Raw genomic sequence first — 17,603 nt, forward strand, 5'->3', positions numbered from 1 at the left:
GTAACCTGTTTTTATCCTACTAGTTTCCTATTATACGAGCGATGCGATTGAATGTCAACCAAATTCACAATGCGGTTTACAACGATTGCTCGTGATGCAGCACCTGCTCGGTGATTTTCTTTCCGGTCGGTGTGGCGGCGAGACCGCCCAAGCCGGTTTCCCGCAGGCTTGCCGGAAGCGTATCGCCGACTTCTCCCATGGTGTCAATGACTTCGTCTGCCGGAATATGAGACGTGATGCCGGCGAGCGCCATGTTGGCGGCGCTGACTGCGTTGACCGCACCGACTACATTGCGTTTGACGCACGGGATTTCTACGAGTCCGGCAACCGGATCGCAAATCAAGCCGAGCAAATTACCGAGAGACATCGCAAACGCATGGGCGCATTGTTCGGCAGTGCCGCCCATGCAGTGCGTCAGTGCGGCAGCTGCCATGGCGCTGGCAGTGCCAATTTCCGCCTGACAGCCGCCCTCCGCTCCGGCGACATTGGCACGTATCGCCGTGATCTGTCCGAAGCCTGCGGCGATGTACAGTGCCTGCAAGATCACCTCCGTGTCCAGCTGCTTTTCTTCCGTCAGCGGAAGCAGAACGGCGGGGAGCACGCCGCAGCTTCCGGCAGTCGGTGCCGCGACAATGCGTTTCATACAGGCGTTGCACTCCGCGACTTTGAGGGCTTCTTCTATGACGCGGAGAAGATACGTGCCGCCGATGAGCGCACCCGCCTGTGCCGCCAGACGCAGCTTTTCCGCATCGCCGCCGATAAATCCGCTGTTGGAGCGGTCGGATGCGCAATATTGCTTGCTCGATTGCTGCATCGCCTCCCAAAGCGTTTGAATCTGCCGATGCGATGCTTCTTCGGTATAATTGTTTTCCTGACAATCATCCTCGCAGACGACGGTGTACAGCGGCTTGTCAGCCGATTTTGCAGCTTCCAGCATGGAAGCGATACTGGAAAAGCTCATGACGGGTCCTCCTGATTGAAAATTGTAATTTTTTGAATGCCGTCAATGTGAGACAGCCATTGTTCAATATCTGTCGGAATTGGCTGGTCGCACTCCAAAATCATCACGGCGTAGCCGCCCTGTGCATTGCGGAACAGCTGCATGGTCGCAATGTTCACATGCCGCTGCATGAGGGCAGACGTGACGGCGGCGACGTGTCCTGGCGTATCTTGGTTGTGCACGATGAGTGTGTTGTGCTCGCCGGAAAAATTTGCTTCGATGCCGTCAATGGAGCTGACGCGGATGCGTCCGCCGCCAATGCTCTCGGCAACGACATCCAGCGTGCGGCCGCTGGCTCCTGTCAGCTGCAAACGGGCGGTGTTGGGATGTGCGTTGCGTATCTGCACGGTGGAGAAGGTGAACGACAGCCCTTCCTGTTCGGCGAGGGCATAGCTGTTTGGAATGCGCAGGTCATCCGGCTGCATACCGAGCAGACCGGCAATGAGCGCGCAGTCGGTGCCGTGTCCGTGTCCTGTGAGTGCAAAACTGCCGTGCAGAGAAATATCTGCGTGTACGGGAGCTTCACCGAGCAGCTTGCGGGCGGTCAATCCGATGCGCACGGCACCGGCGGTGTGACTGCTGGAAGGCCCTACCATAATGGGTCCCAGAATATCAAACAAACGCATGAAAATCCTCCTTAACGTGCATGAATTATACCACTTTTGGCGCATTTTGGACGAAAAACGCGCAGCAAAATATGTTATTAGACATTATAGCGCCGGACAACCCAAAAAGCAATGCATCTCGGCAATGTTCTAGGAAATATCCCTGCGGCGGTTTGCAATCATCCATGCGCCGATGAACGAGACAAGCGGAACTGTCAAAATCACACCCATTGGACATGGTGCCCATCATGTCGCGTCCGACTGTCATGCCGGAGCGGAACAGCTGGCGGGCGGTCATGGTTGGGTGTCGGTTACTTGAAAAAGTTGTACAGCGCCGACATCGCGGAAGGAGGAAGTATCGGAAACTTCCGGCTTGCCTGCCATATTGTACAGCACCCGGATTTTGGGCGATTCAATGCAATTTACAAACATTTGAACAACATGATACAGGCGGAATACGCGGCGGCGCGTGAATGTAAATTTTTTTATAAATAAAAAACAGGGAACCCGATACGAATATCGGATTCCCTGTGTGCGTGAACCGGCGTTTGCCGGTTAGTGTTTTTCTTTGAAAAATTCCCGAACAAGCCGAATGATTACGCCGTTCAGACCGAGCAGACCAATCAGGTTCGGAATTGCCATCAGACCGTTGAGCGTGTCCGCAATGCTCCATACCAGCGTCAGGCTGCTGACAGCGCCGACAAATGCCAGCAACACAAAGATTGCGCGATAGCCCTTGGTCAGTTTTTCCGTATAGCTCTTGCCCTTAAACAAGTACTCAATTGACTTTTCGCCGTAATACGACCAGCCGAGAATGGTAGAGATGGCAAACAGCACGGTTGCCAGCGTGACGCCGAACGTACCGAACGGGCCGATTGCCTTGCCGAATGCGGCAATGGTCAGGTCGGCGCCCTGCATGCCATTGTTGTACAGGCCGGAAGAAACGATAACCAGAGAAGTCAGCGTGCAAATGACCAATGTATCGAAAAATACCTCAAATGCTCCCCAGAAGCCCTGCTTGACCGGACTATCCGTGACAGCGGCGGCATGTGCGATCGGTGCGCTACCAAGACCGGCCTCGTTGGAGAATACGCCGCGGGCAACGCCGAAGCGAATCGCCATCAGGACGGTGTAACCGGCAACGCCGCCGGCAATGGACTGCGGATGAAACGCGCCCTCAAAGATGACGGCAAATGCGTGCGGAATCTCCGGTGCATTGGCAATCAGCGCCAAAATAGCGAAGATGGCGTATGCACATCCCATAATCGGAACCAGTGTGGAGGTGACCTTCGCAATGCTCTGGATGCCGCCGAGCAGCACAATCGCCGCAATGACGACAATCACCGCACCGGTCAGATACGGATTGATGCCCAATGTTGACTGCAAAGCAGTGGAAATGGCGTTGGACTGCGTCATGTTGCCGATGCCGAACGATGCAAAGGCAGCGAAAATGGCGAACAGAACAGCCAGCCACTTGAGATGCAGACCCTTTTCCAGATAATACATCGGGCCGCCGACGTTTTCACCGCGTTGATTTTTTTCGCGGAAATGCACAGAAAGAACGACCTCAGAAAATTTGGTCATCATACCGAAAACGGCACTGATCCACATCCAAAAGACCGCGCCCGGACCGCCGAGAGCGATTGCCGTGGCAACACCGGTGATGTTGCCCGTGCCGACCGTGGATGCCAGTGCGGTCATTACAGCCTGAAACGGCGATACACCGAACTCGTTCTTTTTGTGCGCCTCCGGCGTGTGCAGAATGCCGACCGTGTTTTTAAAGATGGTACCGAAGTGGCGAAACTGCATAAAACCGGAACGGACTGTCAGAAAAATACCGGTGCCGACCAAAAGAGCCAGCATGTACGGTCCCCAGACAATGCCGTTGACAAATGAATTGATTGAAACAATAATTGACACAATGTGCCTCCCCTCACAAAGAAAAATAAATTGGAACGCATATAAGCGTTAAAAATTATAACACGATTTGACGGAGGGGTCAAACAAAATGCAAATATCTTGTTGCAATGGAAAAAATTTTTTCGTATAATCAAGGTATCAAATGCTATAGGAGGCAAATACGATGAAATTCAATGCAGGATTTATTTATGTAGCGCCGAATTGCGACCCGAAGCAGCAGAACGCTGTGATTCCGGGCGAATCCATTGATTTGTACGTGTATGGCTGCTCTACATACAGTCAGGCGGAAGTCGTTGCGAAGAGCTTGGCCGAAGAAAAGGGATGCACTGCCATTGAGCTTTGCGCAGGCTTTGGCAACGACGGCATTGCGCGTATTCAGAAGGTTGTCGGTCCGGATGTTGCAGTCGGAGCGGTGAAGTTTGATCTCCATCCGGCATTTGGCTTCAAGAGCGGCGATACTGTTTTTGGAAAGTAAACAGCAGAATACAAACGGCTCTCTCGTCGGCGTGTGCTGGCGGGAGAGCCGTTTTCTTGTTATATCTGTATCACTCACGCTGTACGCGGGGAGGCGGACTCGCTCCAATCGCGCTTCCATTTTCCGGAGAAATAATAGATAGAAACGCACAGAGCGGTTGTCACCCAAGTTGCAGGGAAGATGAGTGCCACATCATATACGGTATCGAATATCTGCATGGCAATGTACAGGAACAGCAGGCGAATGGCGAACATGTTGAGCAGTGTGATGCACATAATTGTAGCCGATTTTCCTGCGCCGCGGATGGCACCGGCAAAGATTTCGACAAATACAATAGATAAAGTACAGGGGAAACAGGCGCACGACAATTTTGCTGCTCAAATCAATGACTGCCGCATTGCTGGAAAACAGACGCATGACAACAGCGGCAGCGCAAACAGCAGCATGGCGCGGGTGATGGAGCCCTGCGTCAAATCAACTTCTTGCGAAAAATGTGGGAAAAAATCACATAAAATGCGCATAAAAAGTAACAAAACGGCCAATTTTTCCCGCAAATTTTCTCGGATTCAAAAAAAATCATGATTTTTTTTCGAAATTGGAAAAAAACACTTGCACTATGCGGAAAGAATGGCTATAATAACAAACATACAAAACATATATATCCCATTAGACAAATAGGATATATAGAATATGGGAGGCGATAAATCATGAAACTGATTTATTCACACCGCTGCAAGAGCTTGTACAAACGAATGTGTTGCTGTTGACAGCGAAGCAAGAGACAAAACACATTCGATTTGATACAAAGGAGAAGAAACATGAATTATAAGAAAAGAATTTCTGCCATTCTTCTGGCATCGGCTCTGAGCGTTGGCCTTCTGGCAGGCTGCGGCGGAAACAGCGACAGCGGTTCCGCTTCCGGTGATTCCGTAGAGATTACAAACGTTTCGTACGACCCGACCCGCGAGCTGTACCAGCAGTACAACAAAGCATTTGAACAGCATTGGAAGCAAAAGACGGGTCAGAGCGTTGACATTATTCAGTCGCACGGTGGCTCCGGCAAACAGGCGTTGGAGGTTGCCAACGGTCTGGAAGCCGATGTCGTCACGCTGGCATTGGAAGGCGATGTGGACGCGGTGAAAAATGCAGGTCTTATTGAGGACGGCTACACCTCTGAATTTGACAACGACAGCGCACCGTACACCTCAACCATTGTGTTCCTGGTTCGCAAGGGCAATCCGAAAAACATTCACGATTGGAACGATTTGCTCCGCGATGACGTCGGTGTTATCACGCCGAATCCAAAGACCTCCGGCGGTGCGCGGTGGAATTACCTCGCCGCTTGGTACTATTTTGAAAAGCAGGGACAGACCGAGGAACAAATTGAGCAGAGCATCAAAAAGCTGTATCAGAATGTACTGGTTCTGGACTCCGGCGCGCGCGGCGCAACAACTTCTTTTGTTGAGAACCAGCAGGGCGATGTTCTGATTGCTTGGGAGAACGAAGCGTTCCTCTCGCTGGAGGAGTATCCGGATGATTACGAAGTCGTCATTCCGTCCGCATCCATCTTGTGCCAGCCGACGGTCGCCATTGTTGACGAAGTGGTGGATGACCGCGGAACGCGCGATGTGGCAACCGAGTATCTCAACTATCTGTACTCGGATGAAGCACAGCGCATTGAGACGAAAAATTTCTATCGCCCGTCCAATCAGGATATTTTGAAAGAATATACCTCGCAGAACGGCAGCAATACGATTACACAAATTCCGGAGGATGGCAAGTGGATTGTCACCAACAATCTGGATTTAACCAACATCAGCCATTTCGGCGGCTGGACAAAGGCGGCGGAAAAGCATTTCGCAGACGGAGCCATCTTTGACCAGATCTATGAAAAATAAGAAGCAAGAGGGATTTTGATTATGAAGCAAAGAAGAAAAAAATTGCGGGTCATTCCGGGGTTCGGATTGTCGCTCGGCATCACAGTGGCGATCCTCAGTTTCATCGTCATCATCCCGCTGTGTTCCCTCGTTGTGTTTTCCGCACACCTCTCTCCCGCTGAGTTTATTCAGACCGTGACCAGTCCACGTGTGCTGGCGAGCTATAAAGTCAGCTTTCTGACAGCACTCACGGCATCGCTGATTAACGCGGTGATGGGACTCATCGTTGCATGGGTGCTGGTGCGGTATGAATTTCCGGGAAAACGCATCATAGACGGCATGATTGAAGTGCCGTTTGCCCTTCCGACAGCGGTGGCGGGCATTGCGCTGACACACATGACCGTAGATACCAGCGTCATCGGCGGATTTTTCCACCACACATTTGGCATAGACATCGCCTACACCCGAACGGGCATCACGCTGGCGCTGGTATTCATCGGCATTCCGTTTGTTGTGCGCTCGGTGCAGCCGGTTTTGGAAAAGCTGGACGGGCAATTTGAAGAGGCGGCGAGCATTTTGGGCGCAACACGCGGATACACATTCCGCCATGTCATCTTTTCGGAAATTCTTCCGGCGCTGATTGCAGGCTTTACGATGGCATTCGCCCGCAGCCTCGGCGAGTACGGCAGCGTTGTCTTTATCGCAGGCAACACCCCGTATGAGACAGAGATTACCCCGCTGCTTATCATGTTGAAATTACAGGAATTTGACTATGCAAGTGCAACGTCTATCGCGCTGGTTATGCTGGCGGCAGCATTCCTGATTCTGTTTATCAATGCGGTTTTGCAAAGCCGTTCGTCTAAAATTATCAGCGGTATCGAGTAAGGAGGAAGCAAGCTGTGAAAAAACAATCATCCGGAGCTGTCAAATGGCTTCTGATCGCAGTGAGCGTCCTGTTTCTCGCCGTGATGCTGGTACTGCCGCTGGTATATGTGCTGGTTACGGCGTTCCGTCAGGGCATGCAGCCGTTCCTGGCAGCCGTTACGGATAAATATGCACTGAAATCTGTGCAATTAACGATTGAAGCGACGCTGTTCGCGGTCGTGCTCAACACGATTTTCGGATTGTTCGCGGCGTGGAGCATTACAAAGTTTCAGTTTCGCGGAAAGAAAGTCATTTCTACGCTGATTGATCTTCCGCTCACCGTGTCTCCGATTATTGCCGGTTTGATTTTCGTGCTGACCTATGGCAGACAGAGCGATTTGTATCCGCTTCTCAAGAGCTTGGACATCAGAATTATTTATGCGGTTCCGGGCATTATCATGGCAACGGTATTCGTCACGTTTCCGTTTATTTCCCGCGAGATTATTCCGGTGCTAACTGCGGCGGGAACCGAAGAAGAAGAAGCCGCTGCGCTGATGGGCGCAAAGGGCTGGACTATTTTCAGCAAGGTGACGTTCCCGCATATGCGGTGGGCGCTGTTGTATGGCATCGTCTTGTGTACGGCTCGTGCAATGGGCGAGTTTGGCGCCGTATCCGTTCTTTCCGGACATCTGAGAGGCAAGACCAACACGATGCCGCTGTACATTGAGCTGTTGTATCAGGGCTATGATTTCACCGGTGCATTTGCGATGTCGGCAATTTTGGTTGTCATGGCAATCATTATCTTGGTTCTGCGCAGCGTGCTGGAGTACCGAGGAAAGAAGAACGAGGAGTAAGCAATGGAAAAACAATATTACGTGCAGATGAAAGATGTTAATAAGAGCTTTGGCAGCTTTCAGGCATCAAAAAATATCAATTTTGGAATTGAAAAAGGCAAGCTCGTCGGTCTGCTCGGTCCGTCCGGTTCCGGTAAGACAACCATTCTTCGCATGCTGGCGGGCTTGGAGACTGCGGACAGCGGTGACATCCTGATAGACGGCAGCGTAGTCAACGATGTGCCGGCGAGCAAGCGCGGCATTGGCTTTGTGTTCCAGAGCTATGCACTGTTTCGCTACATGACGATTTATGACAACATTGCGTTTGGCTTAAAAATTCAGAAATGGCCGAAAAAGCGCATCAAAGAGCGCGTGTATGAGATGCTGAAGCTGGTCGGCTTAGAAGGCTTGGAAAACCGCTATCCGAATCAGCTGTCCGGCGGACAGCGGCAGAGAGTTGCCTTTGCCCGTGCGCTGGCGCCGCAGCCGCAGCTGCTGCTGCTCGATGAACCGTTTGCGGCGATTGACGCAAAGGTACGCTTGGAGCTTCGCAGCTGGCTGCGTGAGATGATTTCTTCCGTTGGTGTGACGAGCATTTTCGTCACGCACGATCAGGACGAGGCGATTGAAGTTGCTGACCAGATTATCATTACCAATCAGGGTCAGATTGAACAGATTGGTTCTCCAAAAGACATTTATCGAACCCCGCACACGCCGTTTGTGGCACAGTTTATCGGACAGTCCTCGGTTGTGGAGAACTTCCAAAAACTCTCCGGTTTCGAAAACGCGGATATTCATGCGCGCCATGCGGCGGTCCGTCCGGAATACATCTCCGTGACAAAGCAGGGCGAATATCTCAAGTACCCGATTGGTTCGGAGGAAGGCACAGTAGAAGCTACGGCATTCCGCGGAAGCGAAATCGAACTCAAAATTCGCGTAAAGGATACCGTTTTGACGGCAAAGAGACTGCTGGATGAAACGCCGGTTGAAGTGGGAGAAAAAGTCAAGGTATTTATTTATCGCGTCTATGCCTTCGATGAAGAAAAGGCATACGTCATTGAAAATGCGGCGCTGACTTCGCCGGATTCCGTATTTATCTAACAGGAGGTGTTTTTGTGACAACAGTACAATTGGAAACAGATATTCTGATTCTTGGCGGCGGCGCGGCGGGATGCTACGCGGCGATGACTGTACAGAAGCAGGCACCGGATGCGAAGATTTTAATTCTGGAAAAAGCGGACATCCGCCGCAGCGGCTGCTTGGCAGCGGGCGTCAATGCGCTCAACGCATATATTGTTCCGGGAAAAACGCCGGAATTTTACGTGGATTACGCGAAGAAAGACGCGCATGGCATTGCGCGGGAGGATTTGCTGCTCAGCATGAGTGAGCGTCTCAATAAGGTGACCCATCATCTGGAAGAATTGGGTTTGGTCATTCTGAAGGATGAGAATGGAAATTACGTCACGCGCGGCAATCGAAACATCAAAATCAACGGCGAGAACATCAAGACGATTTTGGCGGATGCCGTGCGGCATTGTCCGAATGTCACGGTGCTCAATCACGTCAACGCCATAGACTACATTGTAAAAGACAACACGATACAAGGCGTGTTTGCTAACGGCGTATTGGAAGAAAAGCTGTACGCCATTCGCTGTAAAGCATGTATCTGTGCGACAGGCGGTGCAGCGGGCCTGTACCGGCCGAACAATCCGGGATTTTCCCGTCACAAGATGTGGTACCCGCCGTTTAACACCGGCGCAGGCTATGCGATGGGCATTCGCGCCGGCGCAGAGATGACGACATTTGAAATGCGGTTCATTGCTCTGCGATGCAAGGACACCATTGCACCGACCGGCACACTGGCGCAGGGCGTCGGTGCTAAGCAGGTCAATGCGCACGGTGAAGTGTACGAGCAGAAATATGGTCTGACGACTTCACAGCGCGTGTACGGCACGGTCATGGAAAACCGAGAGGGCCGCGGTCCCTGCTACCTGCGCACCAAGGGAATTACCAAGGAACAGGCGGACAGCCTGAAAAAAGCGTATCTCAACATGGCGCCGTCCCAGACACTCAAGTGGCTGGAAAACGGCAGCTCACCGGATGAAGAAAACGTAGAGATTGAAGGCACCGAGCCGTATATCATCGGCGGACACACGGCGAGCGGCTATTGGGTCGATGCAAAGCGCATGACAACCGTGCACGGCTTGTTTGCCGCCGGTGATGTTGCAGGCGGCAGCCCGCAGAAATATGTAACCGGTGCGCTGGCGGAAGGCGAAATTGCCGGAGAAGCGGCTGCTGCATATCTTGCCGGCAAACAGGGCGAAATTCCGGAACAGGATGTTCGGGAAAAGCAGGCGGAAATTGCATCGTATTTTTCCAATACATCGCTGTTTACCACAGAGGAATTGGAAGAAGCCATGCAGGGCGTCATGGATCAGTATGCGGGCGGCATTCGAACCGACTATGGATTTACAGAATCCGGTTTGGAGCTGGCGGACAAAAAAATACAGCGTTTGCTTGCACTGAGCGACAGCGTGCAGGTATCGGACATGCAGGAGCTGACCCGTTTGTTTGAACTCAAAGAACGGCTGCTTGTGTGCCGCGTGGTCATTGCCCATCTCGCAGATCGAAAGGAAACGCGCTGGCATTGCTTCGCGGAAAATCTGGATTATCCGGAAACAGATGACAGATGGCTGAAATATGTCAATTCTCGATATGAAAACGGAGAAATTCATATGATTCATCGAGAATTAACAGGGAGGTATGATACCTATGAGCATTCAAATTGACCGAACAAAATGCGTTGGCTGCGGTCAGTGTGCGGAGATTTGTCCCGGGACCCTGATTCGCATGACGCAGAAAAAGGCGGAGATGCGATATCCGATGGAATGCTGGGGCTGCGCGTCCTGTGTCAAGGAATGTCCGGCACATGCGATTTCCCTGTATTTAGGAGCAGACATTGGCGGCGCAGGATGCCGCATGACAGTAAACAAAGACGGCAATTTGCTGCACTGGATTGTCAGCCGACCGGATGCGTCGGAGGAGACCATTACCGTAGATAGCCGCAATGCGAATCAATATTGATTGGAGTTGAAGACGATGAGTGAATTTTCCCACCTCGACCAATTAGAGGCAGAGGCAATTTATATTATGAGAGAAGTGGCAGCCGAATGTGAGCGTCCGGTTATGCTGTATTCCATCGGCAAGGACAGTTCGGTTATGCTGCATCTGGCAATGAAGGCATTCTATCCGGAAAAGCCGCCATTCCCATTCCTGCACGTCGATACCACTTGGAAGTTCAAGGAAATGATTGACTTCCGCGACCGCAAGGCAAAGGAACTCGGCATTGACATGTTGGTTTACACCAATCAGGACGGCGTTGCAAAGGGCATCAATCCGTTTGACCACGGTTCTGCATACACTGACATCATGAAGACGCAGGCACTCAAGCAGGCGCTCAAGAAGTACGGCTTTACCGCAGCGTTCGGCGGCGGCCGCCGAGACGAAGAAAAGTCGCGTGCCAAGGAGCGAATCTTCTCGTTCCGAAACGAGGCACAGGCTTGGGATCCAAAGAACCAGCGTCCGGAGATGTGGAAGCTGTACAACACCAAGATTCACAAGGGAGAGAGTATTCGCGTGTTCCCGCTGTCCAATTGGACGGAAAAAGACATCTGGCAGTACATCCAGCGTGAGAACATCGACATTGTGCCGCTGTACTTCGCGGCAGAGCGTCCGGTTGTCGAGCGCGACGGCAATCTCATCATGGTTGATGATGACCGCATGAGACTGCTGCCGGGTGAGAAGCCGATGATGAAGAACGTGCGTTTCCGTACCTTGGGATGCTATCCGCTGACTGGCGGTGTAGAATCCACCGCAACCACCCTTGACGAAGTTATTTCTGAAACATTATCCGCCGTTACCTCTGAACGAACCAGCCGCGTGATTGATAAAGAAGCAGCCGGAAGCATGGAGCGTAGAAAGAGAGAAGGTTATTTCTAATGAAGAATCTGTTAAAGTTTATTACCTGCGGCAGCGTGGATGACGGTAAATCCACACTGATCGGACATATTTTATACGATACCAAGAAGCTGTACACGGATCAGGAACAGGCGCTGGAGCTGGACAGCAAGGTTGGTAGCCGCGGCGGCGAGATTGACTATTCGCTGCTGCTGGACGGTCTGATGGCAGAACGAGAGCAGGGCATCACGATTGACGTCGCATATCGCTACTTCACCACGGACAACCGCAGCTTTATCGTTGCTGACACGCCGGGACATGAGGAGTACACCAGAAACATGGCGGTCGGCGCATCGTTTGCCGATCTGGCAATCATTTTGGTCGATGCTTCGCAGGGCGTGCTTGTGCAGACCCGCCGCCACGCACGCATCTGTGCACTGATGGGCATTCGTTACTTCGTCTTTGCGCTCAACAAGATGGACTTGGTCGATTACAGCGAGGAGAAGTTCCGCAAGATTGAGGCGGATATTCAGGCACTGGCACAGGAGCTCAAGCTGTACAGCGTCAAGATTATTCCGGTATCTGCGACAGCAGGCGACAACCTGACCCAGCATTCCGATGCAATGCCGTGGTATACCGGCACCACGCTGCTGAATTATCTGGAAAATGTAGATATTGACGAAGCATCACATGAGGAAGGCTTCTATATGCCGGTACAGCGCGTATGCCGTCCGAATCATACGTTCCGCGGCTTCCAAGGTCAAATTGAAGCCGGAGAAATTTCCGTCGGTGATGAGATTCATGTACAGCCGAGCGAGGAGACCGCACATGTCAAGTCGATTCTGGTCGGCGATAAGGATGCACAGACCGCGCGTGCCGGTCAGCCGGTAACCATTCAGCTGGATCGAGAGATTGACGTCTCCCGCGGCCGCGTGCTGACCAAGGACAGCCACATCACCTGCGCAAAGGCATTTCAGGCAACCCTGCTGTGGATGGATGACGAGCCGCTCACCGAAGGCAAGGAATACTTTGTCAAGGTAGGCACCCGCACCATCGCAGGCGAGATTCGCTCAATTCGCTATAAGACCGATGTGAATACCGGCGAGCAGGTGCAGGCACACAGCCTCAAGAAAAACGAAATTGCATACTGCGATATTACCGTGGCAGAAGAAATTCCGGTTGACACCTTTGAAAAGCACAAGACACTGGGTGAAGTGCTGTTTATCGACCGCGTGACGAATATGACTTCCGCGTGCGGCGTGGTAGAAGCACTGGTACAGGATTCTTCCGCAGATCGTACCGTACAGTTCCAGAGTGAGGACGGCACGGTCAAGACGCATCTGTTTGAGACGGTTTACATGCAGCTGGATTCCGGTCTGGTTGGACGCTATGACCCGCAGGGCGTACAGTTCAAAATCGGCGACAAGCTGCCGCTGACCGGTGAGGGCTATGCATATCCGGACAGCTTCGACATCATTGCTCGTGAGAGCAAGCAGGTTGTCCGCATCATCAACGGCATTTACGCAGAGGTTGTGCCGCTCGCGCAGTATCAGGTGGACGGTGTGCCGCTGGTCGATGCACGCGGCAATGCCATCGCCGTATCGACACAGGACGGACTGCAGGAGTATCTGACCACTGTTGCACAGGATGAAGCAAAGCTCAACGAGCTGCTGCATTTTGAGACCTTCCGCAAGATTGTTTTCCGCAGCGGAGAGCAGGAAGATTACGTCATTTAATAGAAAATCATATGGTTTTCCTTGCCGGCAGCCCGCCCGAGAGATCGGATGGGCTGCCGGTTTTGCATCGGTGAAAAACCGCTTTTGACAGACATTGGATTTTGTGGAAAAGTAACCTATTGCAGCGGTGGGAATTATGGTATACTATATACATTAGACTTTCGGGAGAGGTGGACGCCATGCCAGTTGATTTTGACACGGTTCCGAACCGCAGGGGAACCAATTGTTTCAAATACGATTTTGCGCGCGAAATGGGTATGCCGGAAGATGTACTCCCGCTGTGGGTAGCTGATATGGATTTCCCGACGGCGCATGCAGTCCTCGAACGGCTGCACGCACTGGCAGAACATGGAATTTTCGGCTATACCGGTGTCAAGGATGCGTATTTTTCCGCCGTGCACAACTGGTATGCGCAGCGGTTTGGCTGGGAGACACAGCGAAGCTGGCTGGTTACCACGCCGGGCGTTGTATTTGCCATTGCGATTGCGATTCGGGCATTTACGCAAAAGGGAGACGCGATTTTGATTCAGCAGCCGGTGTACTATCCGTTTGCCAATAAAGTCACAGAGAATGACCGGCAATTGGTAGTCAATCCGCTGGTTTTGAAAAACGGCAGATATGAAATGGATTTTGCCGATATGGAGCGCAAGATTGTGGATTATCACGTGAAAATGCTGCTGCTGTGCAGTCCGCACAATCCGGTCGGGCGCGTCTGGACAAAAGAAGAATTGCTTCGCGTCGGTGAAATCTGTCAAAAACACGGCGTGCTGGTTGTCAGCGATGAAATCCATGCGGATTTTACCTATGCAGGACACACACATCATGTTTTTGCGTCGGTAAAATCGGAATTTGCGGATTTTACCATTACCTGTACGGCGCCGAGCAAGACGTTTAATTTGGCAGGTCTGCAAAATTCCAACATTTTTATCCCCAATCGGCAGCTGCGGCATGCATATAAAAAAGAGCTGTCCGCCTGCGGCTGCGGCGGCACCAATTGTATGGGAATGGCGGCATGTCAGGCTGCGTATGAGGCGGGAGCGGACTGGCTGGAACAGCTCAAACAATATCTTGCCGGAAATCTGGCGTATGTCCGGCAATTTTTGCGCGAAAAACTGCCGGACATTGCGCTTATCGAGCCGGAAGGCACTTATCTGGTCTGGCTGGACTTGAGAAAGCTCGGGCTGACCGAACAACAGCAGCGGCAGCTCATCGTGCAGGATGCCAAGCTTTGGCTGGATACCGGAACCCTATTTGGACAGGGCGGCGAGGGATTTGAACGCATCAATATCGCCTGCCCGCGCACGACGATCGAGCAAGCAATGCAGCGGCTGGAGCACGCTGTGCACAAAACAAGATAAATCATGCAGAGTGAGGAAGTTATGTTAAATCAATTTTCAAGAACACAGCTTTTATTGGGACAAGACGGAATGGATAGACTGGCAAACGCTCGCGTTGCCGTGTTCGGTGTTGGCGGTGTCGGAGGATTTACCGTGGAAGCACTGGCGCGCAGCGGTGTCGGCGCCATTGACTTGATTGACGACGACAAGGTTTGTCTGACCAATATCAACCGTCAGATTATTGCCCTGCGCAGCACGGTTGGAAAATACAAGGTGGATGTGGCGGCGGAGCGTCTGCGCGACATCAATCAGAATATCCAAGTCAATACATATAAGACGTTTTATATGCCGGACACCGCGCATCAATTTGATTTTTCGCAGTACGATTATGTTGTGGATGCGATTGACACCATTACCGGCAAGCTGGAACTGGTCATGCAGGCACACAAAGCGGGTACGCCGATTATCTGTTCCATGGGCGCGGGCAACAAATTGGACCCGACTGCCTTCCGTGTTGCGGATATTTATAAAACGTCGGTCGATCCGCTGGCGCGCGTTATGCGTCATGAGCTGCGCAAGCGCGGCATCAAAAAGCTCAAAGTGGTATACTCCGAGGAGCCGCCCATGCGTCCGGTAGACGATATGGCGAGTAGCTGCCGCACGAACTGCATCTGTCCGCCGGGAGCAGAGCGCAAGTGCACGGAGCGTCGGGATATTCCGGGCAGCAATGCGTTTGTGCCGTCGGTTGTCGGCTTGATTATCGCAGGAGAAGTGATTAAAGATCTTTCCGGCGTGGGAGGCCGCGCATGATCTATCTGGATTACTCCGCCAACACGCCGGCAGATCCGGCGGTTCTGCGCACCTTTGTGGAGACAGAACAGCGCTATATTGGCAATGCCAATTCCACCCACGCAGCCGGACGGGCAGCGCATGCGCGCATGGATGAAATCTTGGCGCATACGGCACAGCTGTTGGGTGTACAGCCGGATGAACTGATTTTCACCTCCGGCGCGAGTGAGGCAAACAATCTCGCCCTCAAGGGCATGGCGCGCGCGAGCCGCCATGTGGGAAAACACATCATCTCGACGGCGCTGGAGCATTCTTCCGTCAGCGGAACCTTGACCGCTTTACAGGAACGCGGATATGAGATAGATTTGGTGGACATCGACCGCGAGGGCAGGGTGGATTTGGAGCATTTGCGCGAGCTGATGCGGAAGGATACCGTCATGGTTGCCGTGTGCGCCGTGGACAGCGAATTGGGAGCGGTACAGCCGCTTGCAGAAATTGCGGAGATTGTCAAGCAGGCTCCGGATTGCCGGCTGCATGTCGATGCGACACAGGCGGTGGGGAAAATGCCGGTCAGCTTTGACGGAATAGATACTATGAGCATTGCACCACACAAGTTTTATGGTCTCAACGGCTGCGGCATTTTGGTCAAGCGCAAAGGCGTGATTTTGGAACCGCTCATTCACGGCGGCGCGAGCACGACGATTTATCGCAGCGGCACACCGGCGCTGGCGCTGGCGGCTTCTATGGAAACAGCCTTGCAGCTCGCATTGGAACAGCTGCCCAAGAGACAAGCTGTCGTGCAGGCGTGGAACAATCTGCTGAGAGAGCGGCTGTCCGCCTATCCGGAGGTGCGCATAAACAGCCCGAAACAGGCGATTCCGCATATTTTAAATTTGAGCGTGCGCGGCGTCAAGGGCGCTGCGTTTCAGCAGGCGCTGGATGCCAAGGGCATTTGTGTATCCGTCAAATCTGCCTGTTCTGTGGAGAATACGCCGTCCAGAGCGGTCTTTGCCGTCAGTCATGACCGGAAAACGGCAATGTCCTCCTGGCGCATCAGCCTGAGTCATTTAACAACACAGAACGACATAGACGGGTTTTTGTCTGCTTTTGAAGCATGCTATAAGGAGTTAACGAAATGAGCCGAGAATTTGAGCCATATCAGCGCATTGAGCGCAGTATCATCACCAAATATAAAAAAGAAATCTGGAATCCATTCACCCATGCCGTTCGAGATTATGACTTGATTCAGGCGGGCGATAAAATTGCCGTCTGTATCTCCGGTGGAAAGGATTCCATGCTGATGGCAAAGCTGATTCAGCAGCTGCACCGCCACAGCGAAGTACCGTTTGATGTGGTATATCTTGTCATGGATCCGGGATACAACGAAATCAATCGGCAGAAGATTGAGAGCAATGCCAAGCTGCTGCACATTCCGATTACCATTTTTGAGACCAATATTTTTGCGGTTGCCAATAAGACGGAGAAAGATCCGTGTTATCTGTGCGCGCGGATGCGCCGCGGTCATCTGTACAACAAGGCGCGGGAGCTGGGCTGCAATAAGATAGCGCTTGGTCATCACTTCAACGATGTCATCGAAACGGTTGTCATGGGCATGTTTTACAGCTCGATGATTCAGACCATGCCGCCGAAGCTGCACAGCGACAACTTTCCCGGAATGGAAGTCATTCGGCCGATGTATGGCATTCGGGAAGATGCCGTTATCGCATGGAAAAATTACAATGATTTGGAATTTATTCAGTGCGCCTGTCGATTTACAGAAAACTGTACGATGTGCGACAACGGAGGCGGCGGTTCCAAGCGGCAGGAAATCAAGACGCTGATTCGCCGGCTCAAGCGCGACAATTCGTACATTGAGAAAAGTATCTTCAACGGCATTCATTCGGTATCCATTGATACGTTTGCAGGCTACAAGAGCCGCGGCATCAAACACTCGTTCTTGGAATCTTATGATGAAAAGACCCCGATTGGCCCGATGAAGGAATCCGTCGGCATGAATCGTGCAGAAATGCAGCGTTTTTTGTCAGAGGAAGTGCAGAGCGGCACGGATGAACTGGAAGCCTACCGCAAGCTGATGCAGAAAATCGGCGTGACTGTTCCGAAAAAATAATACAAGATGAAAAAAGCCGGTTTTGGCGTTTGCATGCGTTGCAAATGTCAAACCGGCTTTTGCTGTGCGGGAAAATCTTTAG

At 52.1% G+C, this 17,603-nt stretch carries 19 protein-coding genes; 14 read left to right on the forward strand and 5 right to left on the reverse strand.

What is annotated here, in order from left to right; genetic code table 11:
* Positions 1-76 precede the first annotated feature (76 nt).
* The 4 genes from sdaAA to KQI75_RS09195 form a co-directional block, all read right to left on the reverse strand.
* The gene (sdaAA, locus tag KQI75_RS09180; protein WP_216470476.1) at positions 77-961 is read right to left on the reverse strand and encodes an L-serine ammonia-lyase, iron-sulfur-dependent, subunit alpha; all 885 of its coding nucleotides are present in this window, start codon (positions 959-961) and stop codon (positions 77-79) included.
* Entirely contained in the window at positions 958-1,626 is a 669-nt protein-coding gene (sdaAB, locus tag KQI75_RS09185) for an L-serine ammonia-lyase, iron-sulfur-dependent subunit beta (protein WP_216470477.1), read from the reverse strand. The genes sdaAA and sdaAB overlap by 4 nt, the downstream gene beginning before the upstream one ends.
* A 25-nt stretch (positions 1,627-1,651) precedes the next feature.
* A complete protein-coding gene (locus tag KQI75_RS13835; RefSeq protein WP_407927188.1) occupies positions 1,652-1,903 on the reverse strand; it encodes a hypothetical protein in 252 nt (83 codons plus the stop codon).
* A 257-nt stretch (positions 1,904-2,160) separates the two neighbouring features.
* Complete coding sequence (locus KQI75_RS09195; protein WP_456237093.1) at positions 2,161-3,528, reverse strand: alanine/glycine:cation symporter family protein; 1,368 nt, start codon at positions 3,526-3,528, stop codon at positions 2,161-2,163.
* A gap of 160 nt (positions 3,529-3,688) precedes the next feature.
* On the opposite strand from KQI75_RS09195, the gene KQI75_RS09200 reads away from it, so the two are divergent.
* The gene (locus KQI75_RS09200; RefSeq protein ID WP_216470478.1) at positions 3,689-4,000 is read left to right on the forward strand and encodes a DUF6506 family protein; all 312 of its coding nucleotides are present in this window, start codon (positions 3,689-3,691) and stop codon (positions 3,998-4,000) included.
* A gap of 74 nt (positions 4,001-4,074) precedes the next feature.
* On the opposite strand, the gene KQI75_RS09205 is transcribed toward KQI75_RS09200, so the two are convergent.
* A complete protein-coding gene (locus tag KQI75_RS09205; RefSeq protein ID WP_216470479.1) occupies positions 4,075-4,275 on the reverse strand; it encodes a hypothetical protein in 201 nt (66 codons plus the stop codon).
* On the opposite strand from KQI75_RS09205, the gene KQI75_RS09210 reads away from it, so the two are divergent.
* From KQI75_RS09210 to KQI75_RS09270, 13 genes are all read left to right on the forward strand, one after another.
* Positions 4,253-4,582, forward strand: a complete 330-nt coding sequence (locus tag KQI75_RS09210; protein WP_216470480.1) for a hypothetical protein — start codon at positions 4,253-4,255, stop codon at positions 4,580-4,582. The genes KQI75_RS09205 and KQI75_RS09210 overlap by 23 nt on opposite strands.
* 236 nt (positions 4,583-4,818) lie before the next feature.
* Positions 4,819-5,898: a sulfate ABC transporter substrate-binding protein gene (locus tag KQI75_RS09215; RefSeq protein WP_216470481.1), complete on the forward strand. Its 1,080-nt coding sequence runs from the start codon at positions 4,819-4,821 to the stop codon at positions 5,896-5,898.
* A 21-nt stretch (positions 5,899-5,919) separates the two neighbouring features.
* Positions 5,920-6,762, forward strand: a complete 843-nt coding sequence (gene cysT, locus KQI75_RS09220; protein WP_216470482.1) for a sulfate ABC transporter permease subunit CysT — start codon at positions 5,920-5,922, stop codon at positions 6,760-6,762.
* Between the two features lie 14 nt (positions 6,763-6,776).
* Positions 6,777-7,595: a sulfate ABC transporter permease subunit CysW gene (cysW, locus tag KQI75_RS09225; protein WP_216470483.1), complete on the forward strand. Its 819-nt coding sequence runs from the start codon at positions 6,777-6,779 to the stop codon at positions 7,593-7,595.
* Positions 7,596-7,598: 3 nt separating this feature from the next.
* Positions 7,599-8,675, forward strand: a complete 1,077-nt coding sequence (locus KQI75_RS09230; RefSeq protein ID WP_216470484.1) for an ABC transporter ATP-binding protein — start codon at positions 7,599-7,601, stop codon at positions 8,673-8,675.
* 14 nt (positions 8,676-8,689) lie between these two features.
* The gene (locus KQI75_RS09235) at positions 8,690-10,363 is read left to right on the forward strand and encodes an adenylyl-sulfate reductase subunit alpha (RefSeq protein WP_216470485.1); all 1,674 of its coding nucleotides are present in this window, start codon (positions 8,690-8,692) and stop codon (positions 10,361-10,363) included.
* Complete coding sequence (locus KQI75_RS09240) at positions 10,347-10,658, forward strand: 4Fe-4S dicluster domain-containing protein (RefSeq protein ID WP_216470486.1); 312 nt, start codon at positions 10,347-10,349, stop codon at positions 10,656-10,658. The genes KQI75_RS09235 and KQI75_RS09240 overlap by 17 nt, the downstream gene beginning before the upstream one ends.
* A gap of 15 nt (positions 10,659-10,673) precedes the next feature.
* Positions 10,674-11,573 carry a sulfate adenylyltransferase subunit CysD gene (gene cysD, locus KQI75_RS09245; protein ID WP_216470487.1) on the forward strand — a complete coding sequence of 300 codons (900 nt, stop codon included), beginning with the start codon at positions 10,674-10,676 and terminating at the stop codon, positions 11,571-11,573.
* On the forward strand, positions 11,573-13,267 hold the full coding sequence (locus KQI75_RS09250; RefSeq protein WP_216470488.1) for a sulfate adenylyltransferase subunit 1: 1,695 nt from the start codon (positions 11,573-11,575) through the stop codon (positions 13,265-13,267). The genes cysD and KQI75_RS09250 overlap by 1 nt, the downstream gene beginning before the upstream one ends.
* 179 nt (positions 13,268-13,446) lie before the next feature.
* The gene (locus KQI75_RS09255; RefSeq protein ID WP_216470489.1) at positions 13,447-14,625 is read left to right on the forward strand and encodes a MalY/PatB family protein; all 1,179 of its coding nucleotides are present in this window, start codon (positions 13,447-13,449) and stop codon (positions 14,623-14,625) included.
* Positions 14,626-14,646: 21 nt separating this feature from the next.
* The gene (locus KQI75_RS09260) at positions 14,647-15,414 is read left to right on the forward strand and encodes a tRNA threonylcarbamoyladenosine dehydratase (RefSeq protein ID WP_216470490.1); all 768 of its coding nucleotides are present in this window, start codon (positions 14,647-14,649) and stop codon (positions 15,412-15,414) included.
* Positions 15,411-16,532 (forward strand): cysteine desulfurase family protein, encoded by a 1,122-nt coding sequence (locus tag KQI75_RS09265; protein WP_216470491.1) that lies wholly within the window; start codon positions 15,411-15,413, stop codon positions 16,530-16,532. Before KQI75_RS09260 ends, KQI75_RS09265 begins: the two co-directional genes overlap by 4 nt.
* On the forward strand, positions 16,529-17,521 hold the full coding sequence (locus KQI75_RS09270; protein ID WP_216470492.1) for a tRNA 2-thiocytidine biosynthesis TtcA family protein: 993 nt from the start codon (positions 16,529-16,531) through the stop codon (positions 17,519-17,521). Before KQI75_RS09265 ends, KQI75_RS09270 begins: the two co-directional genes overlap by 4 nt.
* Positions 17,522-17,603: the final 82 nt, after the last annotated feature.

Origin of the sequence: Butyricicoccus intestinisimiae (genome assembly GCF_018918345.1) — a bacterium.
In the GTDB taxonomy this organism is placed as follows: domain Bacteria; phylum Bacillota; class Clostridia; order Oscillospirales; family Butyricicoccaceae; genus Butyricicoccus_A; species Butyricicoccus_A intestinisimiae.

What these genes read in the sequence shown, in the direction of transcription:
- KQI75_RS09230 (WP_216470484.1), top strand. Translation starts at nt 7,599, where the DNA reads ATGGAAAAACAATATTACGTGCAGATGAAAGATGTTAATAAGAGCTTT.
- KQI75_RS09210 (WP_216470480.1), top strand. Translation starts at nt 4,253, where the DNA reads ATGTTGAGCAGTGTGATGCACATAATTGTAGCCGATTTTCCTGCGCCG.
- KQI75_RS13835 (WP_407927188.1), bottom strand. Translation starts at nt 1,903, where the DNA reads ATGACCGCCCGCCAGCTGTTCCGCTCCGGCATGACAGTCGGACGCGAC.
- KQI75_RS09265 (WP_216470491.1), top strand. Translation starts at nt 15,411, where the DNA reads ATGATCTATCTGGATTACTCCGCCAACACGCCGGCAGATCCGGCGGTT.
- KQI75_RS09255 (WP_216470489.1), top strand. Translation starts at nt 13,447, where the DNA reads ATGCCAGTTGATTTTGACACGGTTCCGAACCGCAGGGGAACCAATTGT.
- KQI75_RS09270 (WP_216470492.1), top strand. Translation starts at nt 16,529, where the DNA reads ATGAGCCGAGAATTTGAGCCATATCAGCGCATTGAGCGCAGTATCATC.
- sdaAA (WP_216470476.1), bottom strand. Translation starts at nt 961, where the DNA reads ATGAGCTTTTCCAGTATCGCTTCCATGCTGGAAGCTGCAAAATCGGCT.
- cysT (WP_216470482.1), top strand. Translation starts at nt 5,920, where the DNA reads ATGAAGCAAAGAAGAAAAAAATTGCGGGTCATTCCGGGGTTCGGATTG.
- KQI75_RS09260 (WP_216470490.1), top strand. Translation starts at nt 14,647, where the DNA reads ATGTTAAATCAATTTTCAAGAACACAGCTTTTATTGGGACAAGACGGA.
- cysD (WP_216470487.1), top strand. Translation starts at nt 10,674, where the DNA reads ATGAGTGAATTTTCCCACCTCGACCAATTAGAGGCAGAGGCAATTTAT.
- KQI75_RS09250 (WP_216470488.1), top strand. Translation starts at nt 11,573, where the DNA reads ATGAAGAATCTGTTAAAGTTTATTACCTGCGGCAGCGTGGATGACGGT.
- KQI75_RS09205 (WP_216470479.1), bottom strand. Translation starts at nt 4,275, where the DNA reads ATGTGCATCACACTGCTCAACATGTTCGCCATTCGCCTGCTGTTCCTG.
- KQI75_RS09215 (WP_216470481.1), top strand. Translation starts at nt 4,819, where the DNA reads ATGAATTATAAGAAAAGAATTTCTGCCATTCTTCTGGCATCGGCTCTG.
- sdaAB (WP_216470477.1), bottom strand. Translation starts at nt 1,626, where the DNA reads ATGCGTTTGTTTGATATTCTGGGACCCATTATGGTAGGGCCTTCCAGC.
- KQI75_RS09200 (WP_216470478.1), top strand. Translation starts at nt 3,689, where the DNA reads ATGAAATTCAATGCAGGATTTATTTATGTAGCGCCGAATTGCGACCCG.
- KQI75_RS09240 (WP_216470486.1), top strand. Translation starts at nt 10,347, where the DNA reads ATGAGCATTCAAATTGACCGAACAAAATGCGTTGGCTGCGGTCAGTGT.